We start from the raw sequence: 17,817 nt of genomic DNA, 5'->3' as shown, positions 1-17,817 counted from the left end.
CGTGCTGCCGCGTCACCCCCCGACATGACAGGCAGGTACGCGATGAGTTCCTCCGCACATCGTCGACGAGTGAGCCGCAAGGCGAAGTTGACCGGCATCGGCATCGCCGTGGCGCTCGCGACGGGCGCCGCGTTCACGCTCACCGGCACGGCGAGCGCCGCGACGGTCGGCGCGGCCTTCTCCCGCACCGGTTCCTGGACGGGCGGCTACACCGGGCAGTTCGTGGTCACCAACGACACGGCCGAGGAACTGCCGGGCTGGAAGCTCACGTTCGAGCTCCCGGAAGGCACGAAGATCACCTCGCTGTGGAACGGCAAGCACACCGTCAACGGCCGGAGCGTCACCGTCGAACCGGAGAGCTGGAACGGCACCATCGCCCCCGGCAAGTCCGTGACCGTCGGATTCGTCGCCGCCGGTGACGGAGCGGCCGGCGCCCCGGCCGCGTGCCGGATCGACAACGGCACGTGCTCGCTGGACGGTTCGCCCGATGCGAAGCCCACCGCCCCGACGTCCGACCCCACCTCCGATCCGTCGCGGCCGCAGCCCGATCCGACCGCGACCTCGCAGGCTCCGGACGGCGGCAAGAGCGCCGCCTTCTCCCCGTACGTCGACACCCTCCTCAACCCCCCGTACGACCTCCTGGACACCGCGAAGAAGACCGGCGTCAAGGACTTCACCCTCGCCTTCATCACCTCCGGTGGCGGGTGTACCCCCAAGTGGGGCGGCGTGAGCGAGCTCGGCGACAACCCCGTGGCGCAGCGGATCGGCGCGCTGCGCGAGGCGGGCGGCGACGTACGGGTCTCGTTCGGCGGTGCCGCCGGTTCCGAGCTGGGGCTAGCCTGCTCCTCCGCCGACGAGCTCGCCGCCGCGTACGGCAAGGTCGTGGACGCGTACAAGCTCACCAAGGTCGACTTCGACATCGAAGGGAGCGCGCTGCCCGACACGGCCGCCAACACCCGCCGCGCCCAAGCCGTCGCCACGCTCCAGAAGAAGCACCCCGGCCTCGACGTCTCCTTCACCCTGCCGGTGATGCCCACGGGTCTCACGCAGGACGGCGTGAACCTGGTCGAGAACGCCAAGAAGAACGGCGTGTCCGTCTCCACGGTCAACATCATGGCGATGGATTACGGACCCTCCTTCGGCGGCGACATGGGGCAGTACGCGATCGACGCGGCCACCGCGACCCAGGCGCAGGTCAAGGGTGTCCTGGGACTGAGCGACAAGGCCGCCTGGAAGGCCGTGGCGGTCACCCCGATGATCGGCGTCAACGACGTGGCGGCCGAGGTCTTCAAGGTCGACGACGCGGACCAGCTGGTGCAGTTCGCCCGCGCCAAGGGGATCGGCCGGCTGTCGATGTGGTCCGCCACCCGCGACAAGCAGTGCCCGGGCGGCGCGCAGAACTCCGCCTCCGCGACCTGCAGCTCGATCCCGCAAGGTGAACTCGCCTTCACGAAGGCGTTCGCCGCCTTCCAGGGCTGACGTCCTCCCTCCCGGCTTCCCCCCACACCCCCCCACACCGCCCCGCACGCACGGCACCCCCACCTCACGGTCGGCGTGCGGGGCACCCCCTCACCCACAAGGAGACACCCCTCATGCGCATGCGTGACAAGGTCGTACGGATATCCCTGCTCGGCATCACCCCCCTCGCGCTCACCGCGCTGGCCGCCGGCCCGGCCCGGGCGCACGGCTCCATGACGGACCCGGTCAGCCGGGTGTCCGCCTGTTTCGCGGAGGGGCCGGAGCACCCGCGCTCGGCGGCCTGCAAGGCGATGGTCGCGGCCGGCGGCACCCAGCCGCTCTACGACTGGAACGAGGTGAACATCGGCGACGCCGCCGGACGCCACCGGCAGATCATCCCGGACGGCAAGCTGTGCAGCGCCGGACGCGACAAGTACAAGGGACTGGACCTGCCGCGCGCCGACTGGCCGGGGACGAAGCTGGCCGCGGGCAAGCACACCTTCCGCTACCGGGCCACCGCTCCGCACCGCGGCACGTTCGAGCTGTACATCACGAAGGACGGTTACGACCCGAAGAAGCCGCTGAAGTGGGCGGACCTGGAGGCGAAGCCGTTCGCCAAGGTCACCGACCCCAAGCTCAAGGAGGGGAGCTACGTCTTCGACGGCACCGTCCCGAAGAGGTCCGGCCGCCATCTGATCTACAGCGTCTGGCAGCGCTCGGACAGCCCCGAGGCGTTCTACACCTGTTCGGACGTCGACCTCGGCGGGAAGGCGCCGGTCACGAAGGCGGCACCGGCGCCGGCGCCGGCCGCGTCCGCTCCCAGCGAGGCGCAGATCGCCGAGGAGGCCGGCAAGTCGACGGTGGACCACGGTGGACACGGCGGTGACAGCCCCGGCGAGGCGGGGCACGGCAAGGGCGAGGATCACGCCGGGAACGGGCAGGAGCCCCACTCCGCGGCGAAGGCCGCCAACGCCCCCGTGGCCCAGGGCGGGCGCCTCGCCGAGACCGGCGGCGACAGCCGTACGACCGTGCTGGCCGTCGGCGGCGCCGGGATCCTGGCAGCCGGTTCCGCCACCGTGTTCCTGGCCATGCGACGACGCTCCGCCCGGAACGCCGCCTGACACCGCCGGCACCGGCTCGTACGCTCGTGATGTCAAGGCCCGGCCCACTGGCGCCGACCTCGGGGTGGAGCACCCTGAGGTCGGCGGGCGGAGCGGTTGGTGCTCAGGGAATCGTGTCCGACTCACCTCGGCCGCGGTAGGGCCTCAGCCCTGGGAGCAGTAGTCGACCCAACGGTGGGACGAGATGTTGTCGTTGACGGATTTGCCGAACTGTTCCAGCCCGGCGCCGTAGGTGAACTTCCACTTGCCCGAGGGCAGGTTGTTCCACGAGTCACCGCGGCTGATGCACGCGTGCGCACCGCCGGCGTTCGGCGCGGTGTACAGGTCGACGGCGTCGAACTTCGTGGGATGTCCGTTGTTCCACAGATCGGACGCCTTGTTGCGGCAGGCGCCCCAGTTGTCCGAGTTGCCGCCCCAGGAGCAGTGTGTGCCTTGCCCGAAGGGTTCGTTCCACGCGTGCAGGAGGCCGTCCGACATTTGGGTGGAACGCGTCTCGCTCGTTCCCGCCGGAGCGGTCCCTTGGGCGGTCGCCATGGGTACGAATGCGAACGCCAGGCCGACAGTCGCGGCGCCGGCGAGAGTGAGCTTCTTGATGTTCATGCTGTGTCCCTCACGTTGAGTATTTCGTGCGTTTCGGGCAGGTCGTGGCGTGGGCCGCCACGGTGATCCAGGGGGTGCGGCTTGTCAGCCGCGGGCGACGACGGCCCGCGCGCGTGGCAGCGCGGCGCGCGACAGCCGGTCGCGGTCGGTGAATTCTTTGGCGTAGCGCGCCCGCAGGCGGCTCTGGCACTCGCTGTCGAGCGACGCGGCGACGGTGGACAATCGGGACGTGCGCGCGCAGACCGCCTCCGCGACCGCCAGCTCCTTCTCCGCCTCCCGGGTGAAGCCGCGATGCGGATCGGCGACGGCGGCGGCCGTTTCCGCCGGGCTTTCAAAGGAATGTCCCTTGTCCTTCATGCACAGGCTCCAGCGCACGACGACCTCGCCGTAGCGCGGGTCCTTGAAGACCATCGCCATGCGCTCGCCCCGGAGGTTCCCGGTGACCCGGGTGGCGCGGAACCACGCCGCCAGATCGCCGTAGAGGTACCGCTCGGCCTCGGCGGTGCAGCCCTCGTCGCTGTGGCTGACCACGGCCCCGCTGGGCAGCGTGACCCGGAGCCCCTCGGGGCGCCGACCGTTGAGCGCCGCCACCAGGGCGGACCGGCGGTTCGCCGGCAGGGAGTCGAAGTACTTCTTGTTGGGGTCGGCCGCCGCTTCCTTCGCCATGCCGGCGCGCAGATCGGAGCCGTATCCGTGCTCCTTCGCCCAGGCGGTGTCGGTGACGGCATAGGGAAAGTCGCGGTGTGCGGTCTCCTTCGGCGCGACCCAGAACCGGAACCCGTGCCGCTTCATGCAGTCCCGTTCGAGCAGTTGCCTGGCCAGGTCCAGCATCCGCTCCATGCCCCGCACCGCGTCGTCGCGGTACGTCGGCCCGCTCGTGGCGCTCTTCCGGCCCTGGTCCCCGCCGCCTTCTCCGCCCTGTCCGCCTTGGCCGCCGCATCCGGCGAGAGCGAGCAGCGCGGCCGACAAGGCACACGCACCCACGGTCGTCGAGCTTCTACGACCTGCCGCGTTGTTCGGCATCTTCCTGCCCTCCCGGACGAGCCACGGTGCGACTTCACGCAGCTTGTCTAGCGGGAAAAGATTGTTCGGTGTCGCGCGAGGGAGTCAAACAAACAACGACCGAACAACGGCACATCGCATGGCGATGATCACGCAGCCCATCGCCACCCAGCACACCGCCACGAGCAGGGGGGCAGCACCACCATGATCAGGCCGGTGGGTGAGGACTTCAGGACGATATTGAAGGCCGCTGGGGCCGGTCTCCGGGGGACATGGCGTCACCAACTCCGCGTAGGGCCACGGTTTTCCGCGACACCGACCCCCGCCCCTCACCGAATGTGATCGTCCGGATCGAGCTCGGCGGCGTCGCGGCGTCCTCCGGGCTTCTGCCAGGGTCGGACCCCGCGTCGCCCACGCGTCGTGGGCCACGAACGCATACCCACGAACGCATACCCACGACCGTCCACCGACAAGGAGAGATGTGCTGTGAAGAGTGCCGTCCGGATCCGGATACGCGCCGCGCTGACGGCATGCGCGTCCGGGGGCCTCGCCGCGGGGCTGATATGGGGAGCCTCGCCGGCCCAAGCGGTGCGACCGCCACTCGCCGAGGGCGCCTCGGCGCCCGTCACCGCGGCGGTCGGGGACGCCGCGCCGCTGCTGGACGCCGGTTCCCCCGAGGGAAAGCGCTTCCGGGCCTCCGGACGCCTGGTCGGCGGTGGCGGCACGACCTGCACCGCCACGCTCGTCCACGCGACCGGCAAGCCGGACCCCGGTGCCAAGGCCCTCGTCCTGAGCAACGGGCACTGCGTCGACGACACCATGGGGACCAACGACGTCGTCGTCGGCAAGCCCGCGCCGGCCGAGTGGAGCTACACCCCCGCCTACTTCCACGACAACGTCGCCGAGCACAAGAAGTTCTCCGTCGAACGCGTCGTCTACGCGACGATGAAGGACATCGACGTATCGGTGCTCCAGCTCTCGGCCACCTACCGGGACCTCGCCGCACTGGACGTCACCCCGCGGACGCTCGCGGCCGACCGCCCCGCGCCCGGCACCAAGCTGCGAGTCGGCCACGCCCCGACCGACGGCATCGAGGAGGGGCAGAAGTTCCTGCGCCTGTCCACCTGCGAGGCCACCGCCTCGGGCATCGCCCTGCACGAGAACACCTGGCTGTGGAAGGGCGCCACCCGCACCGACTGCCTCGGCATCAGCGGCGGCTCCTCCGGTGGCGCCGTCACCACGGCCACGGACCCGGGCCGGCTCGTCGCGATGCTCAACACCATCGCCACCCCCGGCTACCTCGGCTGCGGTCCGGGCCGCCCCTGCGAGGGAGGGGCCAAGGGCCTGATCGTGCCCGAGGACAACGCCGCCTACCTCACCCCCGTCGACGCGGTGGCCTCCTGCCTCGACGCGAAGGGTCTCCAACTGCGCAAGAAGGGCTGCCGTCTGGACCGCGGCGAGCAGGCACAGGTCACTTCCTCCAGCCCGCACACGCGGAGCGAGACCGCTACCGGCCCGGCCCGCTGGGACGCCCGCGTCACGCCCGGCACGGCCGGGCGCCACCCCTACGTCGCCTTCAAGAGCGGCCCCTTCGGCGTTGTCGACTGCGCCAGGCCCGAGGGTTACGGCAAGCCCCGGCGGCTGTCCGGCACGGGCCTGGAGTACAAGGAGGTCCTGCCGGCGAAGGACAACCTCTACGTCCTGTGCGTGGCCGGTGGCCCGGACGGCACCTTCAAGGGCGCCGGTTGGACGGCCTCCCTCGAACACCCGGCGTACGCGTACGCCCGCGTCGACAACACCGCGCCCACCGTCTCCCCGAAGATCGACAGCCCGTTCTTCGGCGAGGGCAAGGACGCCGTCTACTGGGTCACCCCGGTGTACGCGCCCTGGGAGCTCAGCGGCTACAAGGTCAAGTACGGCCCGCGCGCCACGACGGACTGCGCCGACACCGCCGGATACCGCGACTTCCTGGGCATCGCCGCGTCCCTGAAGGCCGATGAGGGCCCCTGGACGTACTGCGCCATCGGCTACGACAACGCCGGCAACGCCACCGCACCGGCCACCTTCGTGCTCTCACCGGGAAACCGCTGACGCACGCGCCCCGAACGACCGCCGGCCGCGCTCCTTCCCTCGCGGGGGAGCGCGGCCGGTGACGTCCCCCGGTCACGGGGCGAGGTAGGAGTGGAAGCGGTTGTCCGGGTCCCACGCGGCCTTGAGCTCCTGCAGACGGTCCCAGTCGGCGGGCGCGTACGAACGCCGGGCCCGGGCCGCGTCCGCCTCCAGGTCCGTCTCGGCGATGTAATGGCCGCCCTGCCCCGACGGATCGACCGAGGCCATGGCCTCCCGCAACCACCGCGCGTTGGCCGCGTCCGCGGCGGGGTCGTCCCAGATCGCGTAACACACGAGGTAGGAGTCGCCGAGCGGGGAGAAGGCCATGTTCCGCAGCAGGGCGGGGGCTTCGGAGACCGGCCGCACCGGCGCGAGGACCAGGGACTTGCCGGAGGGGGAGTGGGCCACCGCTTCGGCGATCCGGGACAGCTGTGTCTCGTACGACTCCCCGGACCACAGGGTGTCCGCCGCGTACCGGTGCGCCGGCGGCCAGGCCGCGCCGGCGCCCTCGTGGAGGCGGGCGAACGACGTCGGCTCCGGCGGCTGCCAGGAGACGGCGCTGTCGGCGAACGGGCAGGTCTCCACCGGCGCGAGAGCGGCGAGCGCCTCCTCGTGGGAGGCGGCGAACGCGGTCATGCCGACCGTGACGCGCGGGCCCGGCGGGGCGAGGGCCGTCGCTTCACCGGAGGCCGTGAGGACGAGGGCCGTCTCGACGTTCACCGGCAGCTCGCGCGCGACCCCTTCCGCCCAGGCCGCCACGGGGCCGGCCGCCGCCAGCGGGAAGGTGAGACCGGCGGTCAGGACGGCCCCCGGGTGGGGGTGCAGGCCGAGCCGGAAGCGGGTGACGACGGCGAAGAAGCCGGGCCCCGCGCCGCGGGCGGCCCAGAAGAGGTCGGGGTTCTCCGTCTCGCCGCACGTGGCCGTCCGCCCGTCGGCGGTGACGACCTGGATCTCCAGGACATCGGCGCAGGAAGGCCCCCAGGCACGGGAGTTCCAGCCGAGCCCGCCACTGAGCAGAAAGCCGCCCACCGCGACGGAAGGGCAGTGGCCCACGGGAAAGGCCAGCCCCCGCGGGGTCAGCGCCTCGACCAGGTCCTGTCCGGTGACGGCGGGCCCCACCGTGGCCGTCGCCGACGCGCGATCGACATCGCACCGCCGGAGCCCGGAGAGGTCGATCAGCAGGCTCCCGTCGCGGAGCTGTGAGCCGGACCAGTTGTGGCCGCCGGAACGCGTCGAGACGCGGAGCCCCTCGGCGCGTGCGTAGGAGACGGCCTCCGGCACGTCCTTCTCGGCGGCCGCCCGCACGATCACCTCGGGGAAGCGCTCCGGTGTGAGACCGTTCCACACCGCGTCGGCCCTGGCGCCGTCGTAGTCACGGTCGCCGCGTCTCAGCAGGCTTCCCTCGAAGCGTGCCGCGGGTGAGGGTCCGGGCATCGTGACCTCCTCGGAGGACGGAGGGGCAGGAGCGGCAGGTGGGCGGTGTCAGTGAGTGGTCAGGCCGAAGATCGTAATGAGCAGCAGATAGCAGAGCACCACCGCCACGGCACCCGCCACGTGGACGCGGTAGCCGCGCGCGCGGCTCGGGACGAGCCAGAAGGCGAGCGCCCTGTTCACCAGGGGCATCAGCAGCCAGGTCAGCGCGCTGACGCTCAGCACATTGCCGATGAACAGGGCGGCGTATCCCGGGACGTCGAGCTCGTCCAGCTCGGACCCCACGGTCAGGTTCAGCACCATGACGGTCGGATAGAGCGCGAGGACCACCGACATGGCCTGCTTCCAGTTGGGCGGAGCGGCGCCCTGGCCGCCCGTGTCGAAGCGGAACCAGCCGCTGAACGCGGACCCCACCTTGCGCACGTCGTACGAGACGAAGTAGGCGCGCCCTTCCTCCAGGAGCCTGCCGCGGGCGTCGGACGCGAGCCAGTCCTCCAGGTGCGCCCGGGAGTCGAACCGGAAGACGACGACCCAGTGTTCCTGGACCCCCTCGACCGGTTCGAACAACTCGGAACCCATGAATCCGGGTGATCTCTCCTGCGCTTCGAGGATCTTCTCCTGCCAGCGCAGGAAGCCCTCTTCGCATCCGGGTCGCACCTCGTGGGAGACGACGGCGGTGACGGTTTCGGGGGCCTGTTCGGCCGGGGCGCCGCCACGGAGCACCTCCTGTGTCGGAGCCCCCTCGAAGAGCGGCAGGCCTTCGTCGAGCAGTTCCCGTCGGCGGTCCGATTCCAGCCAGGCGGTCAGCTGGTCGATCCCGGAGAAGCGGAAGACCGCCACCCATTCGTTCTCGGAATCGGTGCCGGGCGGATACACCTCGGAGCCCTCGAACCCGTCGAACGCGCGGGCCGCGTCATTCGTCCTGTTCTGCCAGCGGCGGTACTCGTCCACGCGACCGGCGCGCACTTTCTGCGAGGTCACAACGGTGGCGTTCTCTGCCGCGGAGTCACGGCTTGCACGTGGACTCACCTGGAGTAGCCTAGTTCATAAGGTAGTTATGCGGCAAACCGGGCATTTGATTGTGATCGATCACCCGCTCCGCGACTTCCTCCGCAGAGGCATCCATTCCCACATCCCACAGAGGGCGTCGACGCCGATCGGAGACTCTGTGATGGAACACAAAGAGCTCATCACCGAGGCGGTACGCCTCGCCACCGAGTCCGTGGAGAACGGCTGGGGCGGCCCCTTCGGCGCGGTCATCACCCGCGACGGGGAGATCATCGCTCGCGGACAGAACAGGGTCCTCCTGACCGGCGACCCCACGGCCCACGCCGAGGTCGAGACCATCCGCAAGGCCGTGCAGTACCTCAACCCCGAGGCGCCGTCGATCTCCGAGGACCACCAGAACGAGAGCAACCTGGAACTGATACCCCGCCCCGAAGGCTCACCGGACCCCGTGCCCGAGCGGGCCCGGATGCTCCAGGGCTGCTCCATCTACATCAGTGGCGCCCCGTGCCCGATGTGCATGAGCGCCATCTACTGGTCCCGGATCGACGCCGTGTACTTCAGCTGCGCCCTGGACGACACCCGGCGCATCGGCTTCGACGACTCGTTCCAGTACGAGGACTTCGGGAAGCCGCTCGACGAGCGGAGGATCAGGATCGAGCAGCTCCACCCCGAAATCGGCGCCCATGCCTACGACGCGTGGACGAACAAGCCGAACCGGCACCCGTATTGAGGCGGGACGGCCGGTCCGGTCTCGTATGGGCCCCCTCGGGGAGAGACCCCGGTACGCTCAATCGGCCCTGACCACCAGGGCGTAGTCACCGAGTCCGGTCAGGCGTTCGCCCGGCACGGCCCCCAGGGTGGTGTGGATGGTCCGGACGTCACCGGTCACGGGGTCGAAGGCGACGTCCTCGACGGTTCCGTGCTCGTCGCCGAGGTCGGTCAGCACGCGGCTGCCCAGCGCCTCCCGGTGTTCCGGCGCACCGGCGGCCGCCGTCCCGTCCTCGGGGGCGGAGTGGACCATGACTCCGCCGGGACCGACCGCGCGCACCAGCTCCCAGGCCAGGACGCGGTGGCCCTTGGCCGACGTGCCGGAGAGGCGGAGGTGGCCGACGCGGCCCGCCGGGGCGTCGAGGGTCAGGGCGTCGACCGTGCCCAGTTCGGCCGCCTCGTCGACGGTGATCACCCGCAGGCCCCTGACCTGGGAGAGCAGCATCACCATGCGCGTTCCTTCCCCTCCGGGGCGGTGGCCCGGGGCGGCTCGTCCGCCTGCCGGGCGCGGAAGATCTCCACCTGGGCGGTGAAGCTCGGCAGGTCCTCCGCGACGAAATGACAGGCACCGGCGGGGATCACCAGGGCCTGGCCCGAGACGGCCAGCACCTCCCCGCGCGGCACGAAGACGCTGCCCTTGCGGCGCTCGAAGGCCTCTGTGGCGGAGATCCGGAACCCTGCCACCCGGCCGCCGCTCTCGACGACGACGTCGAGGACGGTGCCCGCCTCCACCCCCTCGTCCGTCATCACCCTCGCCCCCGGCACCGCGCCGCGCGCGGCCTCACCGGAGGCGACGACCACGGCGGGCTCCACCAGCGCCTCCCGGCCGGGGATCATCACGGCGTGCCGGCCCAGCGCGTGGACCGACGACCAGGGCAGGCTCTGCTTCAAAGGGCCGGCCAGCAGCCCGCGGCCGCTGAGCGTGAAACCGGTGATCCGTCCGGCCCGGCCGTCGAACACCGTGTCCTTGACCTGCGCGACGGCTTCCCCGCCAAGGGTGACCACCGGCCGTTTGGTCAGCTCGGAGGCCATCATCAACGCCTTCATCGCCTTCCCCCCTTGCCCGCCCGGTGCCCGCGTCGCACCGCGATCACCGTGCCGGCCCGCCTGCGGGCCTGTATGCCGAGCACCACGACGGCCACCGCGAGCAGGCACACCACCACGATGACCAGCCACCCCCACCAGACCATCGTCCACCTCCCGGTCCTGTCGGGTCACCGGCCGCCCCGGCCGGGTCTCCCCTTCCCCGTATGCCCCTGGCAGTCCGCTTCGATGCCCGCGCGTCGCCGCTGTCAAATGTCCTTGGGGCGAGCGCACTTGGGCGCGCGGGCGCCCCCGGTCGGTGGCGGGCCGACCACGCCGGCGCCGGGGCCCGGCGCACCGACGGGCGTGCCGGACCTCGGCGAAGACGGCGCTTTCCCGCCCCATGGATCGGTGCCGCGGCCGGGGCCCGCGTCGATCCGCCTCGGTCGCACGCCATCGGTGTGCATGTGGGTTCGAATCGCGGTCGAAGGTTCCTGCCGGGGTTTGCCCCGGCCGAGTGAGGCAACGCGTGATGGGTGACCTCCGCCCTCCCGGAAGGAGCACCACATGGTCGTCGTCGCCCTTCTCCTTCCTCCTCTGCTGCTGTGCGGGGTTCTCGCGCTGGGCCGCTACGAGGAGCGACTGCTCGGCGAGCCCGAGCCCCGGCCGGCGGCTCCACGTCACGGCCGGCGCCATCTGCGGCTCGTGCCCGGCCTGCCCTCCCGTCGGCCGTCCCCGCCGGTCGGCGCCGCGCGGGTCGCCTCTCCCGAGGGTGACGGCAGTGCCCGGCCCGCCGCCTGAGCCCCTCGGGGAACCCCCGCCCTTGCGCCCGGCGTGTGAGAAGCGCCGATGCCGGACACCCGTCACTGTGGAGGGGGAAGGACTGTGTCCGGCGGCGGCCGGCCGGCTCGCGGAAGGAGGACGGTGGTGACGGACGAACCGATGACGCTGTTCAGCGAGAGTCCGGAGGATCCGTTCTCGATCGACCGCGCCGCCTCCGCGGTGCTGGACCACCAAGGGGTGATCGTCGGCTGGGGACGGCGCGCCGAGGAGCTGCTGGGATACCCGGCCGGCGACGTGCTGGGCCGGGCGGCGGTCGAGGCCCTGGTGGCCCCCGGAGACGCGGGCCAGGTCGCGGAGGCGGCGGCCGCCTGCCGGCGGGACCGGGGCTGGTTCGGCGTCGTCCCCGTCCTCCACCGCGACGGCCGCCCGGTGCCGCTGGGCGTCCGGGCCCGCTGTGTGACGCGGGACGGCCCGGACTGCGAGTGGTTCCTGGTCGGCGCCCCCGCCGAGGACGTCGTCCAGTGGGAGACCGACCGGTCGGTCCTGGACGGGCTCTTCCGGCGATCGCCCATCGGGCTCGCCGTCCACGCGCCGGACCTCACCATCCTGCGCGTCAACCAGGCCATCTCCCACATCGGCGGCATTCCGGCCGAGAAGACGCGTGGCCGCCGCATCGGCGACTTCCTGGTGGCGGAGGACGCGGAGACGATCGAGGGCCGGCTGCGGCCGGTCCTGGAGACCGGGCGCCCGATGATCTTCACCGAGCAGTCCTGCCGGCTGCGCTCCGACCCGGCGCACGAGCGGTACGTCTCGGTCTCGGCGTTCCGTACGGTGGACTCCGCCGGACGGGTGCTGGGCGTCACCCAACTGGTGGAAGACGTCACCGAACGCCACCGGGCCCGGCTCCGGCTCGCGCTGCTCAACGAGGCCGGCGCCCGCATCGGCACCACACTGGACGTGGACACGACCGCCCGCGAGCTCGCCGACGTGCTCGTGCCCGAGCTCGCCGACTGCGTCACCGTCGACCTCCTCGAACCCGTGAGCCGGGGCGAGGAGCCGTCCCTGGACGGCTACGGGCCGGTGCGCCGGGAGGCCATCAAGTCCGTCGTCGCCGGCGCGGAAGAGGTCCTCCATCCCCTGGGCGGGCTCATCCACTTCGCGCCCGAGACACCCCAGGCCCGCTGCCTGGACGAGCGGCGCCCCATCCTCGTACGGCACGTGGACGGCCCCTCCGGCCTGGCCGCCGTGGCGCAGGAACGCGCCGAGGGTGCGCGGGCCCTGGGCGTCCACTCCGTCATGATGGTGCCGCTGGCCGCCCGGGGTCTGGTCCTCGGGTTCGTCACCCTGTGGCGGGCCCGCGCCCCCGAGCCGTTCGAGAACGACGACCTCACCCTGGCCGGGGAGTTCGCCGCCCGCGCCGCCGTCTGCATCGACAACGCCCGCCGCTACACCCGCCAGCACCAGGCCGCGCTGTCCCTGCAGTGCCGTCTCCTGCCGGGCGAGCTGCCGGAGCTGCCGGCCGTCGACGTCGCCCACCAGTACATTCCCGCCGGCGCCGTGGAGGGCGTGGGCGGCGACTGGTTCGACGTCATCGCCCTCTCCGGTGCCCGCGTCGCCCTCGTCGTCGGCGACGTGATCGGGCACGGCATCGACGCGGCGGCCACCATGGGCCGCCTGCGCACCGCCGTGCACACCCTGGCCGAACTCGACCTCGACCCCGAGGACGTCCTCTCGCACCTGGACGACCTCGTGCACCGGCTGGCCGCCGAACAGGAGATCAACAGCCGGGACTTCCCCAACGACCAGGTGACCGGGGCCAGCTGCCTGTACGCGGTGTACGACCCGGTGACCGGGTGCTGCTCCCTGGCGCGCGCCGGCCATCCGCCCCCCGCCGTGGTGACCCCGGACGGCCGGGTGAGCTTCCCCGACCTGCCCGCCGGGCCGCCGCTGGGCCTGGGCGGCCTGCCGTTCGAGAGCGCGGAGGTGGAGATGCCGGAGGGAAGCCTGCTGGCCCTCTACACCAACGGCCTCCTCGACACGCGCGCGAGCGACGTCGACGAGGCGCTCGCGGCCCTGGCGGGGGAACTCTCCGACCCCGCCCGTCCCCTGGCGGAGATGTCCAAGGCCGTGGTGGAGGCCCTGCTGCCCGACCGGCCCGCCGACGATGTGGCCCTGCTCATCGCCCGTACCCATGTGCTGGCGGAGGACCGGGTCGCCACCTGGACCCTGCCGGCCGAGGCGCAAGCGGCCGCACGGGCCCGGGCCCTGATGAACGACCAGCTCAGCGCCTGGCACCTGGAGGAGATGGCCTTCACCACCGAGCTGATCGTCAGCGAACTGGTCACCAACGCCTACCGCTACGGCTCCGGTCCGGTGACCTTGCGGCTCATCCTCGGCCCCCGCCTCATCTGCGAGGTCTCCGACGCCAGCAGCACCGCGCCGCACCTGCGCCGCGCCCGCAGCATGGACGAGGGCGGCCGCGGCCTGTTCCTGGTGGCCCAGCTCACGGAGCGGTGGGGCACCCGCTACGGGGGAGAGGGGAAGACGGTGTGGACCGAACAGCCACTGGCCCCCGCCGTGCCCGGTGGGGGATTCGACATCGTCGGGCTGCTCTGAGGGGCGTACCGGCCCCGGCCGGCCGCCGGAGGCTCAGCCCTGGTACTCCGTGAGGTCGATGGCCTGGATGTGCAGCGGGAAACCGTACACCGGGTGCGTCACCTCGCGCTCCGGTGTCATCCCGAGCTTGCGCATGATGTTCTCGGAGGCGTCGTTGCCCAGCCGGTCGATGGCGATGACGCGGTCGAGGCCGCGGTCCTGGAGCGCGAACTCCAGCGTGGCCTGGGCGGCCTCCGAGGCGTAACCCTGGCCCCAGAACTGGCTCCCGAGCCGCCAGCCGATCTCCACCGCGGGCATGACCTCCGGCAGGTACTCCGGTACGGACAGACCCACCGCGCCGGCCAGTTCGCCCGAGCCCAGCAGTTCGACGGCGAAGACGCCGAAACCCTCCTCGTCCCACTCCTCCTCCCACCGCTCGATGTCCTCCGCGGTCTGCTCCAGGTCGCGCGGCGAGCCGTCGCCGATCCAGTGCATGACCTGCGGGTCCGCCTGGATGTCCGCCATGGGGGCGAGGTCGTCGTCGTGCCAGCGGCGGAGGAGGAGACGGGGGGTGAGGATCTCGGTCATGGCGCCCATCCTGCCGAAGAGGCGCCCCTGGGGGTAATCGGCGCCTGCCGCCGCCGTCCCCCTCGGGCCGGGCGCGGAAGCGCCGTACGGGAACGCGGCGCACCGACCGGTCGGCGGTGTGGCGCACATCACGGCCGCGACGTCGGGTGGGGGCCGCGCCGCGGGCCCTCGCCGGAAGGGCGAAGCGGTGAGCGGCGCGCCATGGTCGAGGGCCGCGTCCTCACCGACCACGAGGGCGGACGCCGTGGCGGAGGCCGTCAGCACGGTGGCCGGTAGGCGATGCCGGGGAAATAGTGCGACCACTCCGTGCGGGTGATGGCCGGCCGGGCCCTTCGGCAGGCGCGCCGCATCGCGCGCCGGGGGTCGGTCTCCCAGATCTGCGCGGTGTGGTCCGCGCTGGCCGTGACGATCCGGCGCCCTTCGGGGAGGACGAGAACGGCGTTGACCGCACCCACATGGCCGGTGAAGGTGGTCCGCAACTCCGGGCGGCGCACGTCCTCCACGTCCCACAGGCGGGCGGTGCGGTCGTCGCTGGCGGAGACCAGGGTCCGCCCGTCCGGGGCGAAGGCCACGGAGGTGACCACGTCGGCGTGGCCGGTGAGCACGGCCAGCTGGGCGGGGCGCCGCCGGTCGCGGACGTCCCACAGCCGTACGGTGCGGTCGTCGCTGCCGGAGGCCAGCGTCCGCCCGTCCGGTCCGAACGTCACGGCATCGACGAAGTCCCGGTGACCGGTGAGGACGGCCAGTTCGACGGGGCGCCGCCGGTCGGTGACGTCCCACAGCCGTACGGTCCGGTCGTCGCTGCCGGACGCCAGCGTCCGCCCGTCCGGGCTGAACGCCACGGGCTTGACGTTGAGGTCATGGCCCTTCAGCGTCGCCGCCTCGGCGGCGGTGGCCGGGTCGGTGACGTCCCACAGCCGGACCGTGTGGTCGTAGCCGCCCGTCGCGAGACTGCGGCCGTCCGGCGCGAAGACCACGGAGAACACCGTGTCCCGGTGACCGGTGAGCGTACGCACCAACGCCGGTCGGCGCCGGTCGGTGACGTTCCACAGGCGTACGGCACGGTCGCGGCCGGCGGTCGCCAGCAGCCGGCCGTCCGGGCTGAAGGCCACCGAGGTCACGGTGTCCGTGTGCCCGGTGATCGTGGTCAGCGCGTCGGGGCGACCGCGGTCGCCCAGCTCCCACAGCCGTACCGTCCGGTCGAAGCTCCCGGTGGCGAGGGTGCGGCCGTCCGGCGCCAGCGCCACCGAGCTCAGCCACTGGGTGTGTCCCGTCAGCTCGGTGGTCATCGTCGACACCAGGCCGTCGCGCGCCTGCGCGGTGGGGTCGAGCCGGTACGCGGCGAGGGCGAGCTGCGCGGCCAGCGCGGGGTTGGCGTGGCGCAGCGCGACCGCCTCGCCGGAGACGTCCCGGGACAGGGCGTTGTTGCGCTGCCGCGCCATCGTGTCCTCGGCCCGGACGGCGTACGCCGCCGCCGCGACGGCCACCAGCAGCAGTACCGTCAGCAGCGTCGCCAGATGCCGCAGCCGCCTGGCGGCCCGCCGGGACCGCGCCGTCTCGGCGGCCTCCACCGCCAGACTGGTGTCGAGGAAGGCACGCTCCGGCTCGGCCAGGGAGCCGTCGTCCGACTCCGCGAGCTCCCGGGCCATCGACAGGCGCACCCCCCGGTACAGGGCGCCGGGGTCCTCGCCCAGCGAACGCCATTGCTGGGCGGCCTCGGTGAGCCGGCGGTGCAGCCGCAGCCGGTCCCGGTCCTCGGTGAGCCAGCCGCGCAGCCGGGGCCAGCAGCGGATCAGCGCCTCATGCGTGATCTCGGCCCGCTCCCGGTCCAGCGTGACCAGTCGTGCGCGGGCGGCCCGCTCCAGGACGACGGCGACGGCCGGCGGGTCGTGGGCCAGGGAGTCCAGCTCGTCACGGGCCAGGCGCCGCTTGGTGTCCTCCGTGCCCTCACCGAGGGCGGTGAGCCGCAGGAAGACCTGCCGGGCCGCCGCCCGCTGCGCGGCGTCGAAGGAGGCGTACACCTCCTCCGCCGTCTGGGCCAGCGCGCCCTCGACCCCACCGGCGGCCTGGAACGCGGTCAGGGTCAGGGCGTGGCCGCGCCGCCGGCGCCAGGTCTCCAGCAGGGCGTGCGAGAGCAGCGGCAGCGTGCCCGGCCGGCCGTGGGCGTCCGTCATCAGCGTCGCGAGCAGCGCGCCCTCCACGCTGAGCCGCGCACGCGCGGCGGGCCGCAGGATCGCGCCGCGCAGCTCCTCGGCGCTCATCGGGCCGACGGACACCTGCGCGTCGCTCAGGGCGTCACTGAGGTCCCGGTGGCGGACGCAGTGGGCGTAGAAGTCGGCGCGTACGCCGATCACCACACGGCAGCGGCTGTCCGGGTTCCGGGTGGCCGCCAGGAGGGCGCCGATGAAGGCCACGCGCTCGTCCTGCCGCGAGCATTGGGTGAAGAGCTCCTCGAACTGGTCGACGACCAGGACCATTTCGGCCTCGTCCGGCTGCCCGGCCAGGGCCCGCGACGCCGCGCGGCGCAGGCCGAGCGGGTCGGCGGCCGGCTCGCGGGCCGGCTCCTCGACGGCGTCGCCGGTGAGGCCGGCGAGCCGGCTCGCGCACTCGTACAGCGGCCGGGATCCGGGGGTGAACACCAGAGCGGTCCGCGGGGGCCCGCCGGTCCGTAGCCGGGGCAGCAGACCGGCCCGCAGCACGGAGGACTTGCCGGACCCCGAGGCGCCGAAGACCGCCACGAACCGCCGGGCCGCCAGCCGGGCCACCAGATCGTCCACGAGCCGCTCACGGCCGAAGAACCAGTCGGCGTCCTCGGCCTGGAAGGGCGCCAGTCCCGCGTACGGCGGGCGGTCGTCACCCCGCACGGCGACGCCTCCCTCCTCGGCGGCCGGGGCCGCGGCGGCCAGCTCGCCGGCCACCGCGTGCCAGGTGCGCTCCCACTCCCGCGGGTCGCCGTCGCAGGCGCGCACATAGGCGAGGGTCACGGCCAGGGTGGGCAGGCTCCGCCCGGCCGCGGCGCTCGACAGCGTGGCGATGGAGTAGTGGGCGCGGTCGCTCAGGGCACGGTAGGTCGGGTTCCCCGCCTTCTGCCGCAGTCGGCGCAGGTCGGCGGCGAACCGCAGCAGCGGGCTGTCTCCCGCGTCCAGCGGACGCTCCCCACGAGGCACTGGCGGCCACCTCCCCGACCGCCGCCATGTTTCCTCAAGCCTCGTAACCGCACCAGTGCGCCCCGGGACGACCGGCGCCCCGGGGCCACCCCGTGACGCTCACATCCGGGCCCCCGCACCCGGACCGGGCGGCACATGGTCTCCGGTGTCCCGCCGGTGGTTCC

General features: G+C 72.7%; 15 protein-coding genes. 6 read left to right on the top strand and 9 right to left on the bottom strand.

What is annotated here, in order from left to right; translation table 11 throughout:
* Nucleotides 1-42 precede the first annotated feature (42 nt).
* Both ACZ303_RS24665 and ACZ303_RS24660 read left to right on the top strand, forming a co-directional pair.
* Nucleotides 43-1,479 (top strand): glycoside hydrolase family 18 protein, encoded by a 1,437-nt coding sequence (locus ACZ303_RS24665; RefSeq protein ID WP_467342441.1) that lies wholly within the window; start codon nucleotides 43-45, stop codon nucleotides 1,477-1,479.
* Between the two features lie 113 nt (nucleotides 1,480-1,592).
* Complete coding sequence (locus ACZ303_RS24660; protein WP_467342439.1) at nucleotides 1,593-2,579, top strand: lytic polysaccharide monooxygenase; 987 nt, start codon at nucleotides 1,593-1,595, stop codon at nucleotides 2,577-2,579.
* Nucleotides 2,580-2,723: 144 nt separating this feature from the next.
* Here ACZ303_RS24660 and ACZ303_RS24655 read toward each other — a convergent pair whose 3' ends face one another.
* Entirely contained in the window at nucleotides 2,724-3,179 is a 456-nt protein-coding gene (locus ACZ303_RS24655; protein WP_467342437.1) for a peptidase inhibitor family I36 protein, read from the bottom strand.
* A gap of 84 nt (nucleotides 3,180-3,263) precedes the next feature.
* The gene (locus ACZ303_RS24650; protein ID WP_467342435.1) at nucleotides 3,264-4,202 is read right to left on the bottom strand and encodes a hypothetical protein; all 939 of its coding nucleotides are present in this window, start codon (nucleotides 4,200-4,202) and stop codon (nucleotides 3,264-3,266) included.
* Between the two features lie 465 nt (nucleotides 4,203-4,667).
* Between ACZ303_RS24650 and ACZ303_RS24645 the strand changes: the two genes are divergently transcribed.
* A complete protein-coding gene (locus ACZ303_RS24645; RefSeq protein WP_467342433.1) occupies nucleotides 4,668-6,272 on the top strand; it encodes a trypsin-like peptidase domain-containing protein in 1,605 nt (534 codons plus the stop codon).
* Nucleotides 6,273-6,344: 72 nt separating this feature from the next.
* On the opposite strand, the gene ACZ303_RS24640 is transcribed toward ACZ303_RS24645, so the two are convergent.
* Both ACZ303_RS24640 and ACZ303_RS24635 read right to left on the bottom strand, forming a co-directional pair.
* Nucleotides 6,345-7,724 carry an FAD-binding oxidoreductase gene (locus ACZ303_RS24640; RefSeq protein WP_467342431.1) on the bottom strand — a complete coding sequence of 460 codons (1,380 nt, stop codon included), beginning with the start codon at nucleotides 7,722-7,724 and terminating at the stop codon, nucleotides 6,345-6,347.
* Between the two features lie 48 nt (nucleotides 7,725-7,772).
* The gene (locus ACZ303_RS24635; protein WP_467342429.1) at nucleotides 7,773-8,702 is read right to left on the bottom strand and encodes an antibiotic biosynthesis monooxygenase; all 930 of its coding nucleotides are present in this window, start codon (nucleotides 8,700-8,702) and stop codon (nucleotides 7,773-7,775) included.
* Between the two features lie 190 nt (nucleotides 8,703-8,892).
* On the opposite strand from ACZ303_RS24635, the gene ACZ303_RS24630 reads away from it, so the two are divergent.
* On the top strand, nucleotides 8,893-9,459 hold the full coding sequence (locus ACZ303_RS24630; protein ID WP_467342427.1) for a nucleoside deaminase: 567 nt from the start codon (nucleotides 8,893-8,895) through the stop codon (nucleotides 9,457-9,459).
* Nucleotides 9,460-9,516: 57 nt separating this feature from the next.
* Here the strand turns inward: ACZ303_RS24630 and ACZ303_RS24625 are convergent, their stop codons facing one another.
* From ACZ303_RS24625 to ACZ303_RS24615, 3 genes are read right to left on the bottom strand one after another with little or no spacing between them, the layout of a single operon-like run.
* Nucleotides 9,517-9,948 carry a PRC-barrel domain-containing protein gene (locus ACZ303_RS24625; protein ID WP_467342425.1) on the bottom strand — a complete coding sequence of 144 codons (432 nt, stop codon included), beginning with the start codon at nucleotides 9,946-9,948 and terminating at the stop codon, nucleotides 9,517-9,519.
* Nucleotides 9,942-10,544 carry a PRC-barrel domain-containing protein gene (locus ACZ303_RS24620; protein WP_467342423.1) on the bottom strand — a complete coding sequence of 201 codons (603 nt, stop codon included), beginning with the start codon at nucleotides 10,542-10,544 and terminating at the stop codon, nucleotides 9,942-9,944. The genes ACZ303_RS24625 and ACZ303_RS24620 overlap by 7 nt, the downstream gene beginning before the upstream one ends.
* Nucleotides 10,541-10,687 (bottom strand): hypothetical protein, encoded by a 147-nt coding sequence (locus tag ACZ303_RS24615; protein ID WP_467342421.1) that lies wholly within the window; start codon nucleotides 10,685-10,687, stop codon nucleotides 10,541-10,543. Before ACZ303_RS24615 ends, ACZ303_RS24620 begins: the two co-directional genes overlap by 4 nt.
* A 400-nt stretch (nucleotides 10,688-11,087) precedes the next feature.
* Here ACZ303_RS24615 and ACZ303_RS24610 point away from each other — a divergent pair, with 400 nt between their 5' ends.
* On the top strand, nucleotides 11,088-11,321 hold the full coding sequence (locus ACZ303_RS24610) for a hypothetical protein (protein WP_467342419.1): 234 nt from the start codon (nucleotides 11,088-11,090) through the stop codon (nucleotides 11,319-11,321).
* A gap of 141 nt (nucleotides 11,322-11,462) precedes the next feature.
* The gene (locus ACZ303_RS24605) at nucleotides 11,463-13,919 is read left to right on the top strand and encodes a SpoIIE family protein phosphatase (protein WP_467342673.1); all 2,457 of its coding nucleotides are present in this window, start codon (nucleotides 11,463-11,465) and stop codon (nucleotides 13,917-13,919) included.
* 33 nt (nucleotides 13,920-13,952) lie between these two features.
* Here the strand turns inward: ACZ303_RS24605 and ACZ303_RS24600 are convergent, their stop codons facing one another.
* Together ACZ303_RS24600 and ACZ303_RS24595 are read right to left on the bottom strand one after the other, a co-directional pair.
* Entirely contained in the window at nucleotides 13,953-14,486 is a 534-nt protein-coding gene (locus tag ACZ303_RS24600) for a GNAT family N-acetyltransferase (RefSeq protein ID WP_467342418.1), read from the bottom strand.
* Between the two features lie 257 nt (nucleotides 14,487-14,743).
* Entirely contained in the window at nucleotides 14,744-17,653 is a 2,910-nt protein-coding gene (locus tag ACZ303_RS24595; RefSeq protein WP_467342416.1) for an nSTAND1 domain-containing NTPase, read from the bottom strand.
* Nucleotides 17,654-17,817 lie beyond the last annotated feature (164 nt).

The sequence above is a fragment of the Streptomyces sp. NPDC023527 genome (assembly GCF_055560115.1).
The sequence above is the reverse complement of the archived record's forward strand: the minus strand, read 5'-3'. Positions and strand labels throughout refer to the sequence as shown.

Excerpts from the sequence above, each read along its gene's own strand:
- ACZ303_RS24665 (WP_467342441.1), top strand. The coding sequence starts at position 43 with ATGAGTTCCTCCGCACATCGTCGACGAGTGAGCCGCAAGGCGAAGTTG.
- ACZ303_RS24660 (WP_467342439.1), top strand. The coding sequence starts at position 1,593 with ATGCGCATGCGTGACAAGGTCGTACGGATATCCCTGCTCGGCATCACC.
- ACZ303_RS24655 (WP_467342437.1), bottom strand. The coding sequence starts at position 3,179 with ATGAACATCAAGAAGCTCACTCTCGCCGGCGCCGCGACTGTCGGCCTG.
- ACZ303_RS24650 (WP_467342435.1), bottom strand. The coding sequence starts at position 4,202 with ATGCCGAACAACGCGGCAGGTCGTAGAAGCTCGACGACCGTGGGTGCG.
- ACZ303_RS24640 (WP_467342431.1), bottom strand. The coding sequence starts at position 7,724 with ATGCCCGGACCCTCACCCGCGGCACGCTTCGAGGGAAGCCTGCTGAGA.
- ACZ303_RS24630 (WP_467342427.1), top strand. The coding sequence starts at position 8,893 with ATGGAACACAAAGAGCTCATCACCGAGGCGGTACGCCTCGCCACCGAG.
- ACZ303_RS24625 (WP_467342425.1), bottom strand. The coding sequence starts at position 9,948 with ATGGTGATGCTGCTCTCCCAGGTCAGGGGCCTGCGGGTGATCACCGTC.
- ACZ303_RS24620 (WP_467342423.1), bottom strand. The coding sequence starts at position 10,544 with ATGAAGGCGTTGATGATGGCCTCCGAGCTGACCAAACGGCCGGTGGTC.
- ACZ303_RS24615 (WP_467342421.1), bottom strand. The coding sequence starts at position 10,687 with ATGGTCTGGTGGGGGTGGCTGGTCATCGTGGTGGTGTGCCTGCTCGCG.
- ACZ303_RS24610 (WP_467342419.1), top strand. The coding sequence starts at position 11,088 with ATGGTCGTCGTCGCCCTTCTCCTTCCTCCTCTGCTGCTGTGCGGGGTT.
- ACZ303_RS24605 (WP_467342673.1), top strand. The coding sequence starts at position 11,463 with ATGACGCTGTTCAGCGAGAGTCCGGAGGATCCGTTCTCGATCGACCGC.
- ACZ303_RS24600 (WP_467342418.1), bottom strand. The coding sequence starts at position 14,486 with ATGACCGAGATCCTCACCCCCCGTCTCCTCCTCCGCCGCTGGCACGAC.